The sequence below is a fragment of the Anabaena sp. PCC 7938 genome (genome assembly GCF_049315035.1).
GTDB classification, from domain to species: Bacteria; Cyanobacteriota; Cyanobacteriia; order Cyanobacteriales; family Nostocaceae; genus Anabaena; species Anabaena cylindrica.
In genome coordinates, this window is the sequence record NZ_CP186034.1 from 5,066,328 (window position 1) to 5,085,493 (window position 19,166).

Sequence of the window (19,166 nt, forward strand, 5' to 3'; positions counted from 1 at the left end):
TAATGCACGATTTTTTTATGCAATTCAAAAGACATAAAATCATGATTAATGTCTGACAAACCTAGCTCTAAGCCTTGATTTTCCAAACTTTAACCAATAAAAATAGGAGTATCGGTTGAGCGAACAATAACTTAACTGATTCCCACGAGTTCTACTTACTGAGAACAAGTCTTTTAGGAGGAAATTATGGCAAGTATCAAACTCTCTGAATTGCAAGCAACCGGATCTGAACTATTCCAAGATTCCGAAAGCTTTCTCAACGAAATGAGCGATGTTAATTCCATTTACGGTGGATACTATGGTGGTGAGGTGAGTGATATTTCCACACTTACCAAATTGGCTGAAGCCTTTGTGAATGTATATGGTATTGGTCATATCGCTTACTTAGCTAAGTCATACAGCGATAAGAGCTACGGCTACTAATAGTCTCGTATTTGATTCAAAAATTCCCGCAAGTTCTACTTACTGAGAACAAGTCTTTTAGGAGGAAATTATGGCAAGTATCAAACTCTCTGAATTGCAAGTAACCGGATCTGAACTATTCCAAGATTCCGAAAGCTTTCTCAACGAAATGAGCGATGTTAATTCCATTTACGGTGGATACTATGGTGGTGAGGTGAGTGATATTTCCACACTTACCAAATTGGCTGAAGCCTTTGTGAATGTATATGGTATTGGTCATATCGCTTACTTAGCTAAGTCATACAGCGATAAGGGCTACGGCTACTAATAGTCTTGTATTTGATTCACAAGTTCTACTCACTGAGAACAAGTCTTTTAGGAGGAAATTATGGCAAGTATCAAACTCTCTGAATTGCAAGCAACCGGATCTGAACTATTCCAAGATTCCGAAAGCTTTCTCAACGAAATGAGCGATGTTAATTCCATTTATGGTGGATCATATGGTGGTGAGGTGAGTGATATTTCCACACTTACCAAATTGGCTGAAGCCTTTGTGAATGTATATGGTATTGGTCATATAGCTTACTTAGCTAAGTCATACAGCGATAAGGGCTACGGCTACTAATAGTCTTGTATTTGATTCACAAGTTCTACTCACTGAGAACAAGTCTTTTAGGAGGAAATTATGGCAAGTATCAAACTCTCTGAATTGCAAGCAACCGGATCTGAACTATTCCAAGATTCCGAAAGCTTTCTCAACGAAATGAGCGATGTTAATTCCATTTACGGTGGATCATATGGTAGTAATGTGAGCGATATGTCCACATTCACCAAATTGGCTGAAGCCTTTGTGAATGTATATGGTATTGGTCATATCGCTTACTTAGCTAAGTCATACAGCGATAATGGCTACGGCTACTAATAGTCTTGTCGTGAACAACTGAGTTAGATGGCTTTCCTGGGATTAAAGGTAAAAGTAATTTATGTAATTAACATAAGTTGACTAGATTACGAATAAACCAGGAGAGCCAATTAAAAAATATACTTTTTGCAAAATTAAATAAATGGCACGAATTATCATTGCTGATCTGCATCCCATTGATTCAGAAGCCTTTCTCAATGAACTTACTAATCAAAATTCTCAAACTGTGTTTGGTGGTCAAGATGACTATCGTCCTCAGATTCTAGATTTTGGTGTTAAGGCTTTTGAGTTTGTGCTTGTAATTGCAGCTATAGATGCTATTTCGTTTCTGACAAATTCATTTATAAATAAAGATTCAACCTAAACCACTCTATTGACATGAGCAATCATAAAATCTGGTATACGAGGATTCCTACTGGAATATTTTATATTGTCTTTATAGTTGATTGACAGTAAGTATTCAGGCTAGAGAATACTCCAAGTCAAGAAGAAAATAAAGGCTTTTTGAGTCAAGTTTGATAATTTTGAGCAAGTGTCACTTCTTTCTATAGCGGTATGCACTTGAATGAAATACATCATAGCCTCCTCATCGCTTGCGGGGAGGGGGTTGGGGGTGGGGTTCTTGTATCTCACTCAACCGAGAACCGCTATATTCCTGATTTCATAAACATTCTCAACCGCAGGTCTCGTAGTGTTTCCTCACTCCTGAGTTCTTAACTATTGACACAACAGTTTTAAACTATTTCATAATCATTTGAAGTTATGCCATTTATTTTAAGCTATCAAAATGTTTTTAACTACCTTATTTCTCAAGGATTGTGTACTCAAGCCGAACAATCATTAAGTGAAATTGAGTTAAAACCAGCGAAAAACTTTAACTTGTTAGTCAGCTTACCCGAAGGTCGTCAACTGCTAGTCAAGCAAGAGCGTTTGAACAGAGAAGGTAAAACTCGTGGTGAGTTTTTTGATGAGTGGAAGGTGCATAATTTTTTGAGAATATTTCCAGAAACTAGCCATTTGCGCTCATCTTTATCAGAAGTAATTCATTTTGATGCTGAAAATTCCATCATTGTTTTCAATTATCTCAATGACTATCGTGATTTAGCAGAATTTTATGCAAAAGAAAATTTATTTTCCACTGATATTTCTCGGTCAATTGGAGCGACTTTAGCATCAATTCATCGCTTAACCATAAACCGTCAAGACTATCGGGAGTTTTTCCAAACCTCTGAGAATGCCAGCAATGCTACACAGTCTCACCAGACGGACAGATTAAATAGAATTACACCAGAAGTGTTTGGTTTAGTTCCTGCTGATGGGTTGAAATTTTTTGCACTCTATCAACGTTACGATAATCTGGGGAAAGCGATCGCAGATTTGGGTAACGCTGTTAGTCCTTGTTGTTTAACTCACAACGATCTCAAGCTCAACAATATTCTTATTTCCTTAAACTGGCAAGCAACTATCCACGACGAATCACCCTTTAGTGACAAGATAATTCGCTTCATTGACTGGGAACGTGGCACTTGGGGAGATCCTGCCAGCGATTTAGGCGCAATAATTGCTAGTTACCTACAAATCTGGCTACATAGCATGGTAACTAGCAAAACAACACCAATTGAAGAATCCTTACGTTTAGCTGCCATACCCTTACAACTGCTGCAACCTTCCCTCTCATCCTTGCTGACTGCTTATTTAGCTAACTTCCCCGAAATTTTAGAGCTTCGTCCTGATTTCTTGCCATTAGTTATGCAATTCTGCGGTTTTGCCTTAATTAATTCTATTCAAGCCACGCTGCAACACGAAAGAACCTTTGGGAATTCCGGTATCTGTATTCTCCAAGTTGCCAAAAGTTTATTATGTCGTCCTCAAGCATCTGTAGCCACAATTTTTGGCATGGAAATATCAGATCTAATGAAGGCAAACTTATCCCCTGCCTAATTTAAGGGATGAAATCAACTCTCCACTATACACCCTAAATCCTAGTAGACCCATGCAACTATTAGATTCACTGCACAGCCAACTTTCAGAATTGCCAGCACAATTGCAGATATCACTGCAAGATATGGTGAATGAGATTGAAATTGAATCTTACCACTGTATCAAGCATTCAAACTACAAACCATTAGAATTACCAGAGTCAGTCATCTCTCGTTTTGAGCAGTTACCATTGGAAATGCAGCAACAGCATTTGAAGTTGCAACTACGTAATTTTCTATACAGTGCTTATTATAACGTTGCCTCGAAACCTATTCTTAATTCTGATCAAGAGGAACCTGATGTAAAATTACCCCAAAATATCGAAAATAACAGCTTATTCGGCGTAGATTTAGAATTTTATGATCGCTTACATACCAGGAACAAAAGTGAAGGCTACTGGAGTCATAACTGGCAGGTAGTCAGGGAAGAAAGCGATCGCACATTGGCAGTACAGAAAAATGGATTAACATTGCACGTTGAACCCAACATACATCTGTTACCAACAAACCAAGCCGTAACTATTGGTAAGTTTGTATCTATCAAAATGCCTAAAAATGTGGTGCAGAAAGGATTTTATATGGCTGTAGCTAATGCAGGCTCCCAAAATAATCATCAAATTACCCGAATTTACTTTAACTTAACACCAGAAGGGGCCGCCGCAGTTATGGAAACTTTAACAGAACAACTAAATAATATCCCGATTTCCTTTTCATTTAAAGCACTATATAATCCGTCAGATTATGGACGTTATGACTCAGCCGTGCTTTACTTTAACAAAGGCAACTATGATGTCGTTCACCCAGTATTAGAAAGGCTCTATGCAGAAAATAAATCCTACTTTCAGGAACAAGTACCTTTATTTACCAAGTTGTTAGCACCGGGATTAGCTTGCGCTGAAGAACCGGATCAAAAATTTAGTGATCAAGAAAGTTTTGGTACAAATCGCTGTCAAATTATCGCTAATGGTTTAATTGCTGCTTGGGAGCAAGGTGAATATAGTCCAGAAGGTCGAATGGCATCTATTTTCAAACATTTTGCAGTACATAAAATTCAATTGCAATGTCCTTACCTAAATCCCAGATCCAAAGATATTTACACTCCCTTATCTTAATTGTCATAAATTTACAGCAGAATTTAGGAGTCAGGAGTCAGGAGTCAGGAGTAAAACTGGCGAATGTGTCTAGGTTTAAATTTTGATTCTGTACATTTCTGTAATCTGCTGTAAATCTGTTTAATAAATGGCTATTAATTCAGACTTAATTCTTTACCAAATTTTTACTGTATCCAGTAGCCTTGATCAATTAGTTTAAGTTCTCATTTCCAAGGTATTTAGTATGATTCAAGAAAATTTTGAGCAAAAACAACAGTTAGATCAAATATTTGACCACTCACAATTTCAACAAATTATCAAAGCAATTATTCTAGGTAAATATTCTTGGGCTTGTATTCTATTCTTGCATTTTTCTGGATATGACCCTCAAGACTACATACCTCAAGAAACTTACCATAAATTACTCCAAGAAAACTTTATTTTCACTGAAGTAAATCATCATCCAACTCATCACAGAAAATTAAAATTTCCTCACATCAAATTAAGCTGGATTAAATTAAATACTAGTAAACATAGCTCAAACTAAATTGATGAATAATTGATAATTTATGAGGAGCTATAGCAATTCCCAAGCTCATCAAATACACCTTCCCCTTACCAAGGGGAGGGTTGGGGAGGGGTAATTTTGTATCTAACTAGAGTGGGGAAAGCTATAAATATAAAATACTTACCGAGAATCTGCTTTTAAGCAGTTAGAGATTCTCGGTTTTTTGATTTTGATTACTTCCAGTAAAAGTAATATGTTTTAGTTTTATGTAGGCATGACTAGGGAAAAATTCAGTTAACTAGCCTCGCTCAATATTTCTGGAGAAGATGGAAAATTTTTATCCTCTACTAGCTTGGCGACAATTTCTAATTGGTTCACTTGTTGTCTCAACCAATTTGTAAATAATTCCCCCACAATTTTTAAGCGCATTTGTTCATTTAACTCGGGTTTAATAATTTCTTCAACCATAATTATATGTACTCCGTGAGGTGTAGTTATTGGTTTGAGAATTTGTGGTGGAGTAGCAGCGAAAATTGCTGCTGCAATTTCTGGTCTAAAATCACTACGTTGACGAACACCTTGATATCCTCCTGCACGTCGCAGTTCTGGATTTTTGATATATTGACGAGCAATTTCTTGAAAACTTATTTCTCCCTCTTGTAAAGCATAAAATATTTCTAAGGCTAAATCTTCATCATCAAATATCACTTCATAAGTTACTGCTCCGGTGTAATCAAGTTGGTGAGCATAAAAAGAAGGTTCAACTTTATCTACAAATAAATGATTAGCCAACTTTGCAGAGAGTAAGTTTATATGAGCAATTTCTTCAAAGTTATCTAAAGAAAGATAATGTTGTTTTAACCAAAGCCAAGTATCTTCTGCTTTAATCAGTTTGTTTGCTAATCGTAGGCTATCCGCTGCCTGTTGTAGTTCTTCAATCTCAATCTTAATTCCTTCTTTAACAGCCGTATCAGCAATAATTTTCCTAGTAGCAATTGCTTCTAGTAAATTAGGGATCTGACAAGATATCTTGATATGATAAAGAATATCTTCAGGAGAAACAATCACCGATGTTAACATAATCTAATTCCTCCAGTGATACCAATTTATGATTTCCAATTTTCAATTTTGTAATCTACCAAGTTACAATTTACCGTATTCTAATTTTATATCCTACACAAAGAATTTTCAGATAAAAATATCATATTCAATAAAATCTTTTATTTTAAATTATATCTAAAGATAGGTGACAATAGGTTTTTATTCAAACTCACATTCAATTAAATATTGGCTGTTAACTATAAACTGTAAACAGCCAACAATCCCACAAGTTAGTTTTAATTATGCCCATCTACTTACTGAGTTCAAATTTAACTAACGGCTCATTACTAAAGCTCTAGACCATTATTTTTTAGCTTTTTGAATGGATCTAAGATAAAGTCAATTACTCGTCGCTGACGCACAATAACTTCTGCTGTTGCTGTTTGACCAGGTGTCAAGGGTATACGTTTATTACCCGTTTGTATATATGGTTGTTCCAACGCAATTTCTACATCATAACTTTCGAGACGATTGGGGCTATTTTCTTGAATTTTAGAATCAGGTGAAATCCAGGTAACACGTCCCTGAGTGACACCATATTCTTGGAAAGGATAAGCATCAAACTTAATTTTAACCGGCATTCCTACCTTCACAAATCCACTCTGTTGGCTAGGCATTTGCGCTTTCAAAATTAAAGTAGCATTTTTCGGGGCAACTTGAGCCATCATTTGTCCCGGTTGTACAACAGAACCAGGCTTTTTAATGGGTAATTCAAAAATTATGCCATCAATGGGGGATCGTACTACCCGCTGCTGTAATTGTAATTGTAAGGATGTAATCTGACTCTGAGTTTGAGTAATTTCTGATTGCAGAGAAGTAATTTGTGTTTGCAAATCTTTCACCTGTTCCTGATTTTTCAGCAATGTCAATTGACCTGATTGGATGACACCCTGATAGCTACTTTCCTCTTCTTGCAACCGTAATTTAGCCTGTTCAATATCTGACTGGGCTTGATTCATAATTGACTGATAGCGCCTGAATTCTTCTCGTAAGCGCAACTGGGATTGTTGGATATTAGCAGTTGCCTCTTCTTGCAAACGTTCGCTATCTTCCGCTGTTTTTTCTAATTCTACAACTTTGGTTTGGGGAATTGCACCAGCCTTTAAAAGGGTGCGATAACGTGAAACTTCTGATAAATCTCGACTCAAACGACTTTTGGCTAAACGATGAGCAATTTGATTAGAATTTATATTCTGTTTTACTTGATCAACTTGAGCAAGTTTTTCCAATTTTTGCAAATGATATGCACTTTGTTTAGCATCTAAATTTTGCCGTGCTTGATTAAGTTGAGCAAGTTTTGCTAAATTTTGAGACTGATTTTGTTGTTCTTGAATATTAATAGCCAGAAGTACTTGATTTTTGAGTAATTTTATTTGTCCTTCTCGGCTTAATAATCCTTCTAATTTGGCTTTTGTTTGTTGTAATTCTGTTTGCAAAACATCAGATTCAATTTCGACTAAGACTTGCCCTGCTTTAACAGTTGCACCTTCTGTAACATTAACTGCAATCACACTCCCAGTAACTACACTATCTAATTTTTGGGTTGCACCTTTGGGTTCTATTCTGCCAATAGCATTTCCGGTTTCATCAACTTGGGAAAACATTGTCCAAGGTAGAGCTATAGCTGCAAAGCTAACCAGCAAATAAAGCATTGAGCGTGTCCATGCTTTCGGTAAAGCATCTAATAATTCTTCCGTACCATAAAACCAATCTTTTTCCTTAGTTGCTGTCTGTGCACTATGTTGACCCAAAGATGCTTGAGCCTGTTCTGGTAAAACAAGAGTGGATGATGAATTGTAATTTGATTGTGGCATAACTAATTTGGGACTAATAAGATTAGACTTACTTTCAAGGTGAAACCATGAATGATTAAACGCCGATTTATGCGAATAAAATTCATTTATGGAATGATGAAATTTGGTTTCAAATCTGACATATGTATTAGAGACGTTGTATGCAACGTCTCTAGGTTGAGATTGGAAGTTACCAATTTTGAATTGAGAAGATTTGAAACAATAAAATTTTAGAAATGTGTCCTTAATGAGAAGTACGGAATCTAAATTCAAAACTGGATATCAAGCTAGTTTTACTTCTGACTCCTGCTGTAATTTAAACTGTTTGTGCAAGTTGTTGTTGGTTGAGATAGTAATAATGTCCTCTCTTGGCAATTAATTTTTCATGAGTACCGCTTTCAACTAAAACACCGCGATCTAAAACTAAAATTAGGTCAGCATGACGCACAGTAGAAAGGCGGTGAGCAATAATTAAACTTGTGCGTCCTTTGAGGATGATTCTGAGATTATTTTGAATGATTCGCTCAGATTCAGAATCAAGATGACTGGTAGCTTCATCTAATATTAAAAGACGAGGATTTCCCAGTAAAGCACGAGCTATAGCTAGGCGTTGGCGTTGTCCCCCTGATAACATTCCTCCACCTTCACCAATTTGGGTTTCATAACCCATAGCCATGCGTTTTATAAACTCATCTGCTCCTGCAAGCTGTGCTGCTTCCATAATTTCTTCTAGCGCAGCTTCTGGATGAGCAATACTAATATTTTCCCGAATTGTTCCACCAAATAAAAATGTATCTTGGTCAACGACTCCTATTTGCGATCGCAGTGATTGCAAAGAAATACTAGTCACATCTTGATTGTCAATTAATACTCTGCCATCTGTCGGTGGATATAAACCCAAAATTAACTTAGAAAGAGTTGTTTTTCCTGAACCACTCCGCCCTACAACTGCTACAGTTTGCTCAGGCAGAATTTCAAAACTGAGATTTTCTAGGATGTTAATTTCACTGTCTGAATGATAACGAAAAGTGACGTTATCAAAGCGCAGATGACCGCGTAATCTAGGTAAACTCTGACGGGGTTGGGCGGCTAAGTCTTCTTCTACTTCTGCCTCTAATACATCATTAATTCTTTCTGTGGAAATAATTACTTCCTGCAATTGATTCCACAATATAATTAACCGTTGAAAAGGCTGAATAACGTTGCCCAACAACATATTAAACGCAACTAATTGTCCAATTGTTAATTGGTTCTGAATGACTAACCAAGCTCCGAACCACAGTAAGCCAGTATTGGCTACAGTTTGAATTGTGGAGCTAATAATTTGTAGTTGATTACCAATGACTTGACCACTAAAGTTTTTCTTGGTCAAATTATTGAGAAGTTCTTCCCAACGCCAGCGGACTGTTTGTTCAATTGCCATGGAGCGAATTGAAGAAATTCCAGTGAGACTTTGAATTAAGTAACTATTTTCTTTAGTTACCGCAGTAAATACTTCACGGCTAATGCGTCTTAAAAAAGGTGTGGCAAAAAGCGCTAGTAAGAAAAAAGGTGGTACAATTGCTAAGACTAATAAAGCCATGGGCGGACTGTACCAAAACATCAATCCTACATAGATAAATACCGTCAGTAAATCTAAGACGATAGACAGTGCTTCACCAGTTAAGAAACGTTGAATTTTCTGATTTTCTTGGACACGAGAGACAATATCACCAACATAACGAGATTCAAAAAATGACAGAGGTAGGCGGAAAGTATGTTTAATAAAACCTACCATCAAAGCTACGCTAATTCGGTTAGCTGTATGGTCTAGTAAATATTGTCTGAGTCCATTAATGACGACACGAAATAAGCCAAAAATTAGCAACCCAAAACCAACGGTGTTTAAAGTAACGGTGCTACCTTGAACAATTACTCGGTCTAATAATAGTTGAGTAAATAAAGGTGTCACCAGTCCAAAGATTTGAATTAACACCGAAGCAACAAATACTTCTAGTAGGACTTGTGAGTGAGGTTTAACTAAATCAAATAGTTGCCAGAATGGTGTGTTAGCTTCTGGGGTCTCTTTGAGTGAGTTTGTTGGTTGCAATAACAACGCATAACCAGTCCAACCTGCCTTGAATTCGCCAATAGATAGGCTGCGTTGACCGATCGCAGGATCGGCTACAATGACCCGTTTTTTGGTAATTTCATAGACAACGATGTAATGTTTACCTTCCCAGTGTGCGATCGCTGGTAGGGGTTGTTGTGCTAATTTATCTAAACTGGCTCTCACCGGACGAGTAGCAAATCCAATAGTTTCAGCCGCTGTGCTTAAACTTCGCATTGATGCGCCAGCGCGATTAACATTGGATAAATCTCGCAAGCGGTTAATACTGAAATTTTTACCCCAGTAACGGCTAATCATCACCAAACAAGCTGCACCACAATCAGAAGCACTTTGTTGTTCTAAAAATGGGTAGCGTTTGTGAATTTTGCGCCACCAATTCCCCGCTGTAACTGTAGGACTAGGGAAATAGCTTTGATGTTTTTTTGGTTGTGATTCTGTCTGTGTTGTCGTTTGGGGAAATTGAATCACATTGCGGTTTTTGGCTTTAACTTCCCGCTTTATTGGTTCTGGAATTGGCTCATCTTCAACATTCATCAACTTACTTAATTGTGGCCAGTGTTGTATTACTGTGAGCCAATCAGCATGACGTAAAAAGTAAGCTTTTGTAGGTTGCGTTGCTTGCCAATTTCCATGTTGAGGATTGACATAAATATTACCTGGCGTTAATTTTATACCTTGGGAATGTTGCAATTCTCCTTGATGTACTAGCAACAATTTAGTATTTTTGGTGAGTTTGATATTCAGAGAACCAACTTCTAGATTTTGTTTCTCAAATAAGGATAATGCTGTTAGCATTTCCTCTACTGATTCATGGCGAGGTGTAGCAGAATTTTGGCACAATAATAGCAGTGTATCCCAAATTTCTGCCTTTAGAAGTAGGCGATTGCATACACTCGGAAATTGACTAATTACCTCTTGGGAAAGATAACCCAATGTTAAATTAACAGAAGCTCTAGCCACATAAGAACTCAGTTTCTGTTCTGGAAATAAAGTCAACTCTCCAAAGGATGAACCAGATGTCAACGTGGAAATTAAATTATTCAAACCATCTAACAGCCTAACTTTACCAGACAGAACTATATAAATTCCCGGTGCGGCTGTAATCGCTTGCCAAAACTGCTTGGCTATTGGTGGTTCAATAATTTCTAAGCCTTGGATACAATTTTCAAGTTCTTGACTTGATAGTGAATCACCCAAAATATGGGTAATTTGTGCAGCTAACTGTGATTGAGAAAACGCTGATGGCATTTCCTGACCTCCAAATATTAGTTATTGGTCTGAATTAAATTAAATGACCAATGCAAACTAGGTTCGGAGTTAGATTGCAAATCACAAATTGTAATGCCAGTATCCTGATTTGGATTATTTTTTGTTTGGTGGGAACTTTTACGTTTAGTAGAAAGTCCCATTTGTTTAAGTAGGCGATTAATATGGCGATCGCTAATTTCAATCCCCAATTCATTTGCTAGATGTTTACTTAACCATTGAGCAGTCCAATAACCAAAAGCATAGCCATATTCACGCGGACTATGACTTACTAATTCCTTCAATCTATCAATGTATTGATTATTAACAGTCTTTGGTCTACCGATTCTCCGTTCATTCCACTTATGTGCCATACCAGCCTCAGCTATACCTATCCAATACCTCGCCATTTCCTGAGAACAACCAATAATTTCACAAATATGAGATTGAGATTTCCCCATATCTGCTAACAACATAATTTCAATCCTACGTCGATATTCTGGCTGTAGATTAGCTTGCAAGTTTTTAATCAGCACTTTACGCTGAAAAGGTGTTAAAAACTTGCTTTCATGTGCATCGTAAATATCAGAAACTTTGTGTGGATTAGAAGAGAATGACATAATGATTACCAGTTGCCGTCTACTGCAAAATGTGGGCAAATTTATCCATTACATCTGTTACTAAAATCCAGATGCAAAATTAATTAACCACTTCAAACTAATTAAGTATTGATGATTAGTTGAGTTTCCATTACTCAATAATGAAATAAAACTTGTTCCACAAATTAAAGCCTAAAAGTCATTAAACTCAACAAAGGAAGCCATCTATATTTATATTCTTAATACTATCCTAATATTAGTGTTTTCTCATCAGCATATCTTCATAAATCTGAAATTTTCCGCCAGAGAAATTTAAAAAGCCAGTTCTTCAAGTTTTATTTTTAGCCGCTTTTATTCATTAATAAATTTTCCTATATCTTTATAAGAAGCTTATAGAAAAACCTTTTTAAAGTCTTTGTAAGAATTCAGGAGTCAGGAGAAAGAATGAAGAAGGAAGAAGGATATTTTTTTCTGTTTCCTGTCATATCAAACATTTCGTATTCTGAATCCTTACAAGTCTTATAATAATTTATATCAAGTTTATATTCATTAGATGAATTACTTAAGGATGATAAATATAAAAGAAATCATTAAATAGATCCGATTGTAAGTTATTTTAATTTTTATTCAATGAATTAATTAAAAATATAAAAATAAATGCCACCACTCACTTCAAATTACTATACCTCTACCATCAGAAGTAAACCTACACTCTATTAAGGTCTGAAATATACTCAATTTATATCTATCTATAGTATGAAAATTGATATTTGATTTTATATTGTCTCCGCAATAGGTAAATTGAGTTACGAAATCTAACCTGGGGCAAATAACTAAATAAGAAATTTATTGTAGAAATTTGCAAATTGGGAAAATAATCAACAATACTTCTCCCTTAAAGGATATAGGACTTACGCAAGATTGAACTCAAAAGCTGATTATTGCGTGAGGGTAATTCATGAATTATCCCTACTTCCATCCTGTATTGCGTAAGTCCTGGATATTTGAATAGGGTATACTCATAATAAAAGGAAGCTGTAAAAGGTTTCAGCTTCCAGTATCCAATATATAAATTGCCAATTTATACAGTGAAGATCATCTCATCCTATTTGGGAGAAATAGGATTATAATAATTGCAACAGAAGTGTAATAGCTATAAGTTTTACCAGCCATGAGGACAATTTCATCCTAACTTTCCATTTACAAGACTACTTTTAGTTAGTGTGAAAATTTTTTCATTAAGAATTAACACATAAAATAGTAAAGTAGTTTCTAGCACAATCTAAAATTTGAGGGAAGCCACTACCCCAACTTTTAGTTGCATAGATTTCTTGAAAAAAGAACCACCTTTAGTTAGGTTTGATCAGTCTTGAGTGTAAAAGTTATCTTATCCATGAATGCCTGAATGCTTAAACTTCAGTATTATGTATTTCATGGTCAGATATAATCATTCACTTTATTGGTAAAAATTGATTTGTTTGCCATTTACCTCTTCAGGTTGTTATTTCTAATTTATAAGATGTTATGAGTGTATATTTGCCATTCTGGCAGAACTTTTGCAGATCTGATTCAATTTAAACTGCTCAAATTACCGTCACGCATTAGCAAAAGGCTATACACTATCGCTAAAACCATTAGTAGCTCGAAAATGGTGGACAATAAATGCCCACCTCACAAGTTACTTAACCTTCACTGACTTACTAAAAATACGATAGTACAACCATGCACTCAATTCCTTCACTGGAAACAACAAATAAGTTAGCGGATTCACTGTGACAATAATATTTCTAAAATCCCGCTTGGCTAAAAACATAATACCCCGTGCGACTTGGGGTGGTGACATCACACCATACGGATTGAGTTGACTTTTGAACGGCCCTAAAATTAATTTGCGAATTACACAAACCCCATCTAACCGCTTGAGAGTAATCAGATCACCTAATGCTCTTTTGCTGAGTTCATAGAGGGGACTCAAAGCTGGGGAAACCTCCGCTTCCGAGGTATTCACCCAAATTTCTTTGGTTGCTTTGGCTTCTGGGCCTGTGACAGTGGTAGAAAATATATCAATCAACCGCAAAGCTGAAAAGGTATTGACTTGATAGGAGTTTTGAATTGCTTCCGAAGTGCGATCGCTATAAACGTTCACACCATGATTGATAATTAAAATATCCACTTTCTCTAGGCTGGCTTTGAGTTGGGCTTCATTACCCAATTCCCAAGCAAGTACTTTTAACCCAGTTTGCGCCTGTATTTTATCAGGATTAGTACTTAATGCTACGACTTTGGCATTGTGCTTGAGTAATTCCCCTACTAATGCTTTTCCTAAAGCACCTGACGCACCAGTTAAAGCAACAGTTTTACCTTTAAGAGAAAGTCCTGTTCCTAATACTTTATCCACGAGAGGAAAAACACCACTGTAATAAGCATTAACATCATCAAAATGATGTCGCCAATGGTAACTTCGATTCACCAACCAAACGGAAGGAATACTTTCTAAGGGGCCTGGTAAATGGTTATAGTCTGTGTCAATAGTCCCTTGGAAATATCGCAAAGACGCACCATATATAAAAAGTTACCGCATACGCAACTCCCAACCATAATCCCCATTGCTGGGCAACTAAGGCTACTGCTGTTAACATAACTACCAGTATAATCGACTCGACTATATCGTGATACAACTGGGAATCTGTGTAAGCCTTCTGGGAAACCAAGGTTAAATCCCGACGGTAAGCTGCATGGTGCTTATTATGCCATTTTGCCAGCCAGGTAAATTGGTGACACAAAGCATGGTAACTATCTCTTAATATTTCCGCCAGTAACAGGGAACAACACCCCCAAAGAGTAAACTGTATACAGGTATTTACTAAAACCCAGTCCATTGTTAAGTTTTCAGCCAGTCTCATCACGTTTTTATTCACACAACTTAATAAAGATGGTATATTATTCGACCATTAAAAATCTAGAAAACTATCCCACTCTGTTAAAACTTGGTTCGTTCACACAGTATCAAGACTGTCTAAAAATTTTACAATGGGATTAAACGATACTAATGTAACTTATCGTACTCCCATGATATATGCTATTTTTTCTACCTCTACTAAACCTTGACGTTCTAATTCATAAGCAATAAATGGAGCTTTGCTTTTTAAATATTCAAAAGGATAATCTTTTTGACAATAAGGTAGTAGCCAATCTAGTCTTCCTTTTACACAATTATCATCTTCATTAAGTTTGAGGCGTTTAATTGTAGTAACTAATCTGTTTTGAAGAGGATCTAAAATATTTGGATTAGGTTGAATAAATAAAGAAGGAAAATCGAGAATAAAACAATCTTCTTGTAATGAACAAGGGTCTATAACGTCTAAAAAATTGCGTTTTCTAGCATTTAACTTTAAACAAGCAAGGCGAAAATTATCCCATTCATAAGCCCATTCTGGTTTTGCAGACTTAGGAACAAAATGATCTACAGTCGGAGTTCCTTCAGTTCTAGGCATCCATTGAGCAGAATAAGCACAAATACGACCATAAACCTTACATAAATCATCTAAGGATTCCTGCCAATATGCTCCTTTTTTCCAATCTTCAGTTTTGGGATTAGGAACTTTACTTAAGAAAGTCAAGCCTGGATTTCTGACTTTTTTGTCAAAATCATCAGGTTTACGCTGAAACTGCACAGGTATCACAACTCTACTCCATGCCTTTCTGCAAAATAAACCCATCTTGGCCAAAACTCATCATCTTCTGCTAAATACCTTTTCAATTCCTCTGATACTTTTGCTACAGATTCCGAGTCAGGATTATCTGAAAACTGCAAAGATTTGGCAGCATTTAATGTCTTTTCTGCTTCCAAGGAACGAGGTTGACGCAATTTAAAAACATCAGACATTAACCAAGAATCTACCACACCTTGACGTATAAAAGGAAGTTCCTCAATTTGGACTTCATTACCTAATAAATCGCTTTTCACTAGTTCTAGACTAAATAACTTATCAATTTTTTCATCAAATCTAGGTTCTACAGATGCCATTACTAAAGGAGAATGAGTAGCAACCATGATTTGTACTTGTAAATCAGCAGCTAAATCATCTCTGACATCTAACAAAGCAGGTAAAATAGCCCTTTGCCATTGGGGGTGAAGATGCGCTTCTAACTCATCTACTAAAATAACCATTCTCTTCTGTGGTTCTATGCGGATAAGTTTTGATTGTATTTTATGTTCTTCCCAAGCCCAAACTATCAAATAAGCCATTGTAATTATCCGCTGAACCCCTGCCGAAGCATGAATAATGGGAACAGTTCCATAAGGGTGTTCTATGGTGGGAATTTCTCTAGCATCATAAGGCAGTCTGACAGGTTCTCCCGGTTTTAAAATTCCTAAATCACCTTCAGAGGGAGGAGATAAACGTTCTAATACTTTTACTAAGGTGTTAAATGGATATTTATCTGGTCTACTTTGCCATTGAATCCAATCTTGTAATAATCCATTAATAAAAGTATTGCCATTTTCATCTTTTTGACCATTCCATAACTCATCTTTAGTAAACACAAAAGGAAGTGGTACTTTCTTAATATCTTGAACACGAGATGAAAATGACAAATACTGCTTTGCTGTGTCCCATACGGCAAAAGAACCATCTACTCTGGCATAAATTACAAGACCGGGAATAGTTGAGCGATTTTTAATTTCATTCCATCTTTGAAGTTGCCAATCATAAGAAATACTTTCTTTATCAGATTCAGAATCTCCAGAAATTTCAAAAATAATTTTAGGTTCATCTTCACTTATAGTTTGCATTGGATATGCTGGTAAATTTGCCCACTGTCCAGTTAAAGCCCACCATGCACACTCTAGTAAAAAAGTTTTACCTAGTCCATTATCACCTGTAATTAAATTCAGTTGTTCTGCTGGTTCAAAACAAAGTTTACTTGCAGCACCTACACCTTGTATTTCTAAATAAGTTAAAGTGCCTTCTTCGGGTAGAACATCTGGAGGTTTACCAATAACAGTTTTTAATTCTTCCCAAGACACTACTTTATCTTGAAAAAGCTGGTTTACATTAATATTTTCAGGGATAGCAATATCAAATAATTGATTGATTTCTTGTTCATTTAATAAAAAAACATTTTTGAGATTTTCAATAATGCTTTCTGCTGTTGTTTCAGATGTCCATTCTTTTTCACGATAGATCCAAACAGCTAAATGAAAAATTGAAATTACTTGATTATCATATTGAGATAAACAAGATTTTAAGATTTCGATATAGTTATCTTTCCAACCCCATTCTTTTTCAAAGACTTTGTCAATCAAGGCTTCTATAAATGTTTTTTTACGAATATCTTGTATAATGAACTTTGCATATCTATCAAGTTCCATCCATCTTTTTTGATTTTTTGATAAACGAAAACATCTATAAGAAAATGCTGATTCCTTACAGGGTTTATAGTTTTTCTCTAAAAAATCTTGAATCTCTGAATATAGCGATATTTTAATAGTATTATCTACTGGTAATTGTAATTGCTTAAATTTTAAAAAAGTAATTCCCCAAAAAGAATCGACCTTTTCTAAATATTTAAGAGACTCTCTGATTTGGTCAATACTAAGGAACATGATTTTATCAGGTTTACTTCTTTAAATTAATCCGAAGAAATTACAGGTTAAATTCTTTCACGAGATGGCGAGATGCAAAATACTAGGTAATTATCAAGACTAGCTTACCTAGTTTGTTACAAAAAAGAAATATCCAACAGGGTAGAAGTTATCACAATTTACCAGGACTAACGCAAAAACTCTCTAAAAATCTTCTTCCTTCGCGATCTTCGTGCCTTCGTGGTTCATTTCTTCAGAGTGCCTATAACACAACAAGAAAGGGAGATACAGCGGTTCTCGGTCGAATGCAATACAATCGAGGGCGGGGAAACCCAGCCCCTACAGGCTTGGCAATGAAAATGCGTCGGCGAAGTTTATCACAGGTATTGCTCCTATTCTCTCATCTATATATATGATGCGATCGCTCATTCATCCCTTAGAACAATCAAACAGATGTAACCCCAACCGTTGCGACAGTTCCTCACACACCTTCACCCCGCGCACACTATTACCCCGCACATCTAGCAACGGTGAAAACACTCCTATCCCCATCTGTCCAGGGACAACAGCAATAATTCCCCCACAAACACCACTTTTTGCTGGAATACCAACGTTATAAGCCCATTCACCAGCAAAGTTATACATCCCGCAAGTGTACATCACACTCAAAATATCTTTGATATAACGGTTATCTACCGCTTTTTCTTTTGTAATGGGATTAATGCCCTTATTAGCAAGAGTAGCTGCCATTACAGCCAAATCTCGACAATTAACCATCACAGAACACTGTTTAAAATATAAATCCAGCGACTCTTCAATATTTTGGTCAATCATGCCAAAATTAAGCATCAGATGGGCTGTAGCACGATTGCGATGTCCTGTACTGCGTTCTGAAGTAAATACAGAAATATCTACAAATACATCCCGCCCAATATAACGCCGATACATATCTAGCAATCGGTTTAGACGATCAGTAGAACCAGCACCTTTAATTAAACTAGTAATTGCGATCGCACCCGCATTTACCATTGGGTTATAAGGTCGCTTTGATTGCTCATCTAAAATAATCGCGTTAAAAGCTTCCCCAGTCGGTTCTACCCCCACCCTAGTCAAAACATAGTCCCGTCCATGATCTTCCAAAGCCTGACCATAGACAAACACCTTGGAAATTGACTGAATTGTAAATAGTTGTTGATAATCCCCAACTTCATAAATTTGACCATCTACAGTAGCAATGCAGATGCTAAACAAATCGGGGTTTACCTTCGCTAATTCGGGAATGTAGTTAGCTACTGTACCTGCTTCCAGTGACTTGTAATGAGAATGCAAATCCTTGAGAACTTCTAAAAATGGTAATGAAGCTATTTCTAAATCTTCAGAGTTGGCCATAAGGCTGATAACTTGACTAATAGATAATTATACTTGACTTTCTAGTTAGTGACAACAATATAGGTAATTTTTGATACACCCGGAATTTGTTTTTATTCACTGACGAGAATTTTTACTCTCCCATCATGACTTTTTTTTTGACAAGAAAAAATACTTAAAGAAGTAATAGCGAATTTTATTCCTGTAAATATACTGGAAAATTTTATTTTAAATAATACCGTGAATATTCCAGTTAATCTTACAGCCCTTGTATTAAATATAACCAAGAAATTACCATAATTTCAGTGTAGTGATCTCAGATGATTTTTCTAGATAATGACCAATTGATTAAGTTTAGCTGAATTTTCATGCTCATAACTTCATTAAGTATTTATGCTTAATAACGAAACTTGAAGATATGGCTCTTAATAAAAAATCTATTCAATACTTGTTAAAAATAG

15 protein-coding genes and 1 pseudogene are annotated in these 19,166 nt (G+C 36.0%); 8 read left to right on the forward strand and 8 right to left on the reverse strand.

Annotated elements, in window-relative coordinates; genetic code table 11:
• The first annotated feature begins 186 nt into the window (after positions 1-186).
• The 8 genes from ACOWPH_RS22870 to ACOWPH_RS22905 all read left to right on the forward strand — a co-directional run bounded on the left by ACOWPH_RS22870 (position 187) and on the right by ACOWPH_RS22905 (position 4,941).
• A complete protein-coding gene (locus ACOWPH_RS22870; protein ID WP_096713109.1) occupies positions 187-423 on the forward strand; it encodes a hypothetical protein in 237 nt (78 codons plus the stop codon).
• A gap of 70 nt (positions 424-493) precedes the next feature.
• Complete coding sequence (locus ACOWPH_RS22875) at positions 494-730, forward strand: hypothetical protein (protein ID WP_250973223.1); 237 nt, start codon at positions 494-496, stop codon at positions 728-730.
• A 60-nt stretch (positions 731-790) separates the two neighbouring features.
• Positions 791-1,027, forward strand: coding sequence for a hypothetical protein (locus tag ACOWPH_RS22880; protein WP_015212413.1), 237 nt, complete (start codon positions 791-793; stop codon positions 1,025-1,027).
• 60 nt (positions 1,028-1,087) lie between these two features.
• A complete protein-coding gene (locus ACOWPH_RS22885) occupies positions 1,088-1,324 on the forward strand; it encodes a hypothetical protein (protein WP_015212414.1) in 237 nt (78 codons plus the stop codon).
• A gap of 142 nt (positions 1,325-1,466) precedes the next feature.
• Positions 1,467-1,688 carry a hypothetical protein gene (locus ACOWPH_RS22890; protein ID WP_015212415.1) on the forward strand — a complete coding sequence of 74 codons (222 nt, stop codon included), beginning with the start codon at positions 1,467-1,469 and terminating at the stop codon, positions 1,686-1,688.
• A 398-nt stretch (positions 1,689-2,086) separates the two neighbouring features.
• Positions 2,087-3,265, forward strand: coding sequence for a phosphotransferase family protein (locus ACOWPH_RS22895; protein ID WP_015212416.1), 1,179 nt, complete (start codon positions 2,087-2,089; stop codon positions 3,263-3,265).
• Between the two features lie 52 nt (positions 3,266-3,317).
• The gene (locus tag ACOWPH_RS22900; protein ID WP_015212417.1) at positions 3,318-4,415 is read left to right on the forward strand and encodes a T3SS effector HopA1 family protein; all 1,098 of its coding nucleotides are present in this window, start codon (positions 3,318-3,320) and stop codon (positions 4,413-4,415) included.
• A 223-nt stretch (positions 4,416-4,638) separates the two neighbouring features.
• On the forward strand, positions 4,639-4,941 hold the full coding sequence (locus ACOWPH_RS22905) for a HetP family heterocyst commitment protein (RefSeq protein WP_015212418.1): 303 nt from the start codon (positions 4,639-4,641) through the stop codon (positions 4,939-4,941).
• A gap of 255 nt (positions 4,942-5,196) precedes the next feature.
• On the opposite strand, the gene ACOWPH_RS22910 is transcribed toward ACOWPH_RS22905, so the two are convergent.
• The 8 genes and pseudogenes from ACOWPH_RS22910 to glsA form a co-directional block, all read right to left on the reverse strand.
• A complete protein-coding gene (locus tag ACOWPH_RS22910) occupies positions 5,197-5,982 on the reverse strand; it encodes a peptidylprolyl isomerase (protein ID WP_015212419.1) in 786 nt (261 codons plus the stop codon).
• 308 nt (positions 5,983-6,290) lie between these two features.
• Positions 6,291-7,817, reverse strand: a complete 1,527-nt coding sequence (locus tag ACOWPH_RS22915) for an HlyD family efflux transporter periplasmic adaptor subunit (RefSeq protein ID WP_015212420.1) — start codon at positions 7,815-7,817, stop codon at positions 6,291-6,293.
• Between the two features lie 295 nt (positions 7,818-8,112).
• The gene (locus ACOWPH_RS22920; RefSeq protein WP_015212421.1) at positions 8,113-11,154 is read right to left on the reverse strand and encodes an ABC transporter transmembrane domain-containing protein; all 3,042 of its coding nucleotides are present in this window, start codon (positions 11,152-11,154) and stop codon (positions 8,113-8,115) included.
• 17 nt (positions 11,155-11,171) lie between these two features.
• Positions 11,172-11,771, reverse strand: a complete 600-nt coding sequence (locus ACOWPH_RS22925) for a helix-turn-helix domain-containing protein (protein WP_015212422.1) — start codon at positions 11,769-11,771, stop codon at positions 11,172-11,174.
• A 1,657-nt stretch (positions 11,772-13,428) separates the two neighbouring features.
• Positions 13,429-14,653, reverse strand: a pseudogene (locus ACOWPH_RS22930) (bifunctional sterol desaturase/short chain dehydrogenase).
• Positions 14,654-14,806: 153 nt separating this feature from the next.
• Positions 14,807-15,424: a hypothetical protein gene (locus tag ACOWPH_RS22935; RefSeq protein WP_150110981.1), complete on the reverse strand. Its 618-nt coding sequence runs from the start codon at positions 15,422-15,424 to the stop codon at positions 14,807-14,809.
• 5 nt (positions 15,425-15,429) lie between these two features.
• Complete coding sequence (locus ACOWPH_RS22940) at positions 15,430-17,358, reverse strand: AAA family ATPase (protein WP_015212425.1); 1,929 nt, start codon at positions 17,356-17,358, stop codon at positions 15,430-15,432.
• Between the two features lie 408 nt (positions 17,359-17,766).
• Complete coding sequence (gene glsA, locus ACOWPH_RS22945) at positions 17,767-18,735, reverse strand: glutaminase A (RefSeq protein WP_042464396.1); 969 nt, start codon at positions 18,733-18,735, stop codon at positions 17,767-17,769.
• Positions 18,736-19,166 lie beyond the last annotated feature (431 nt).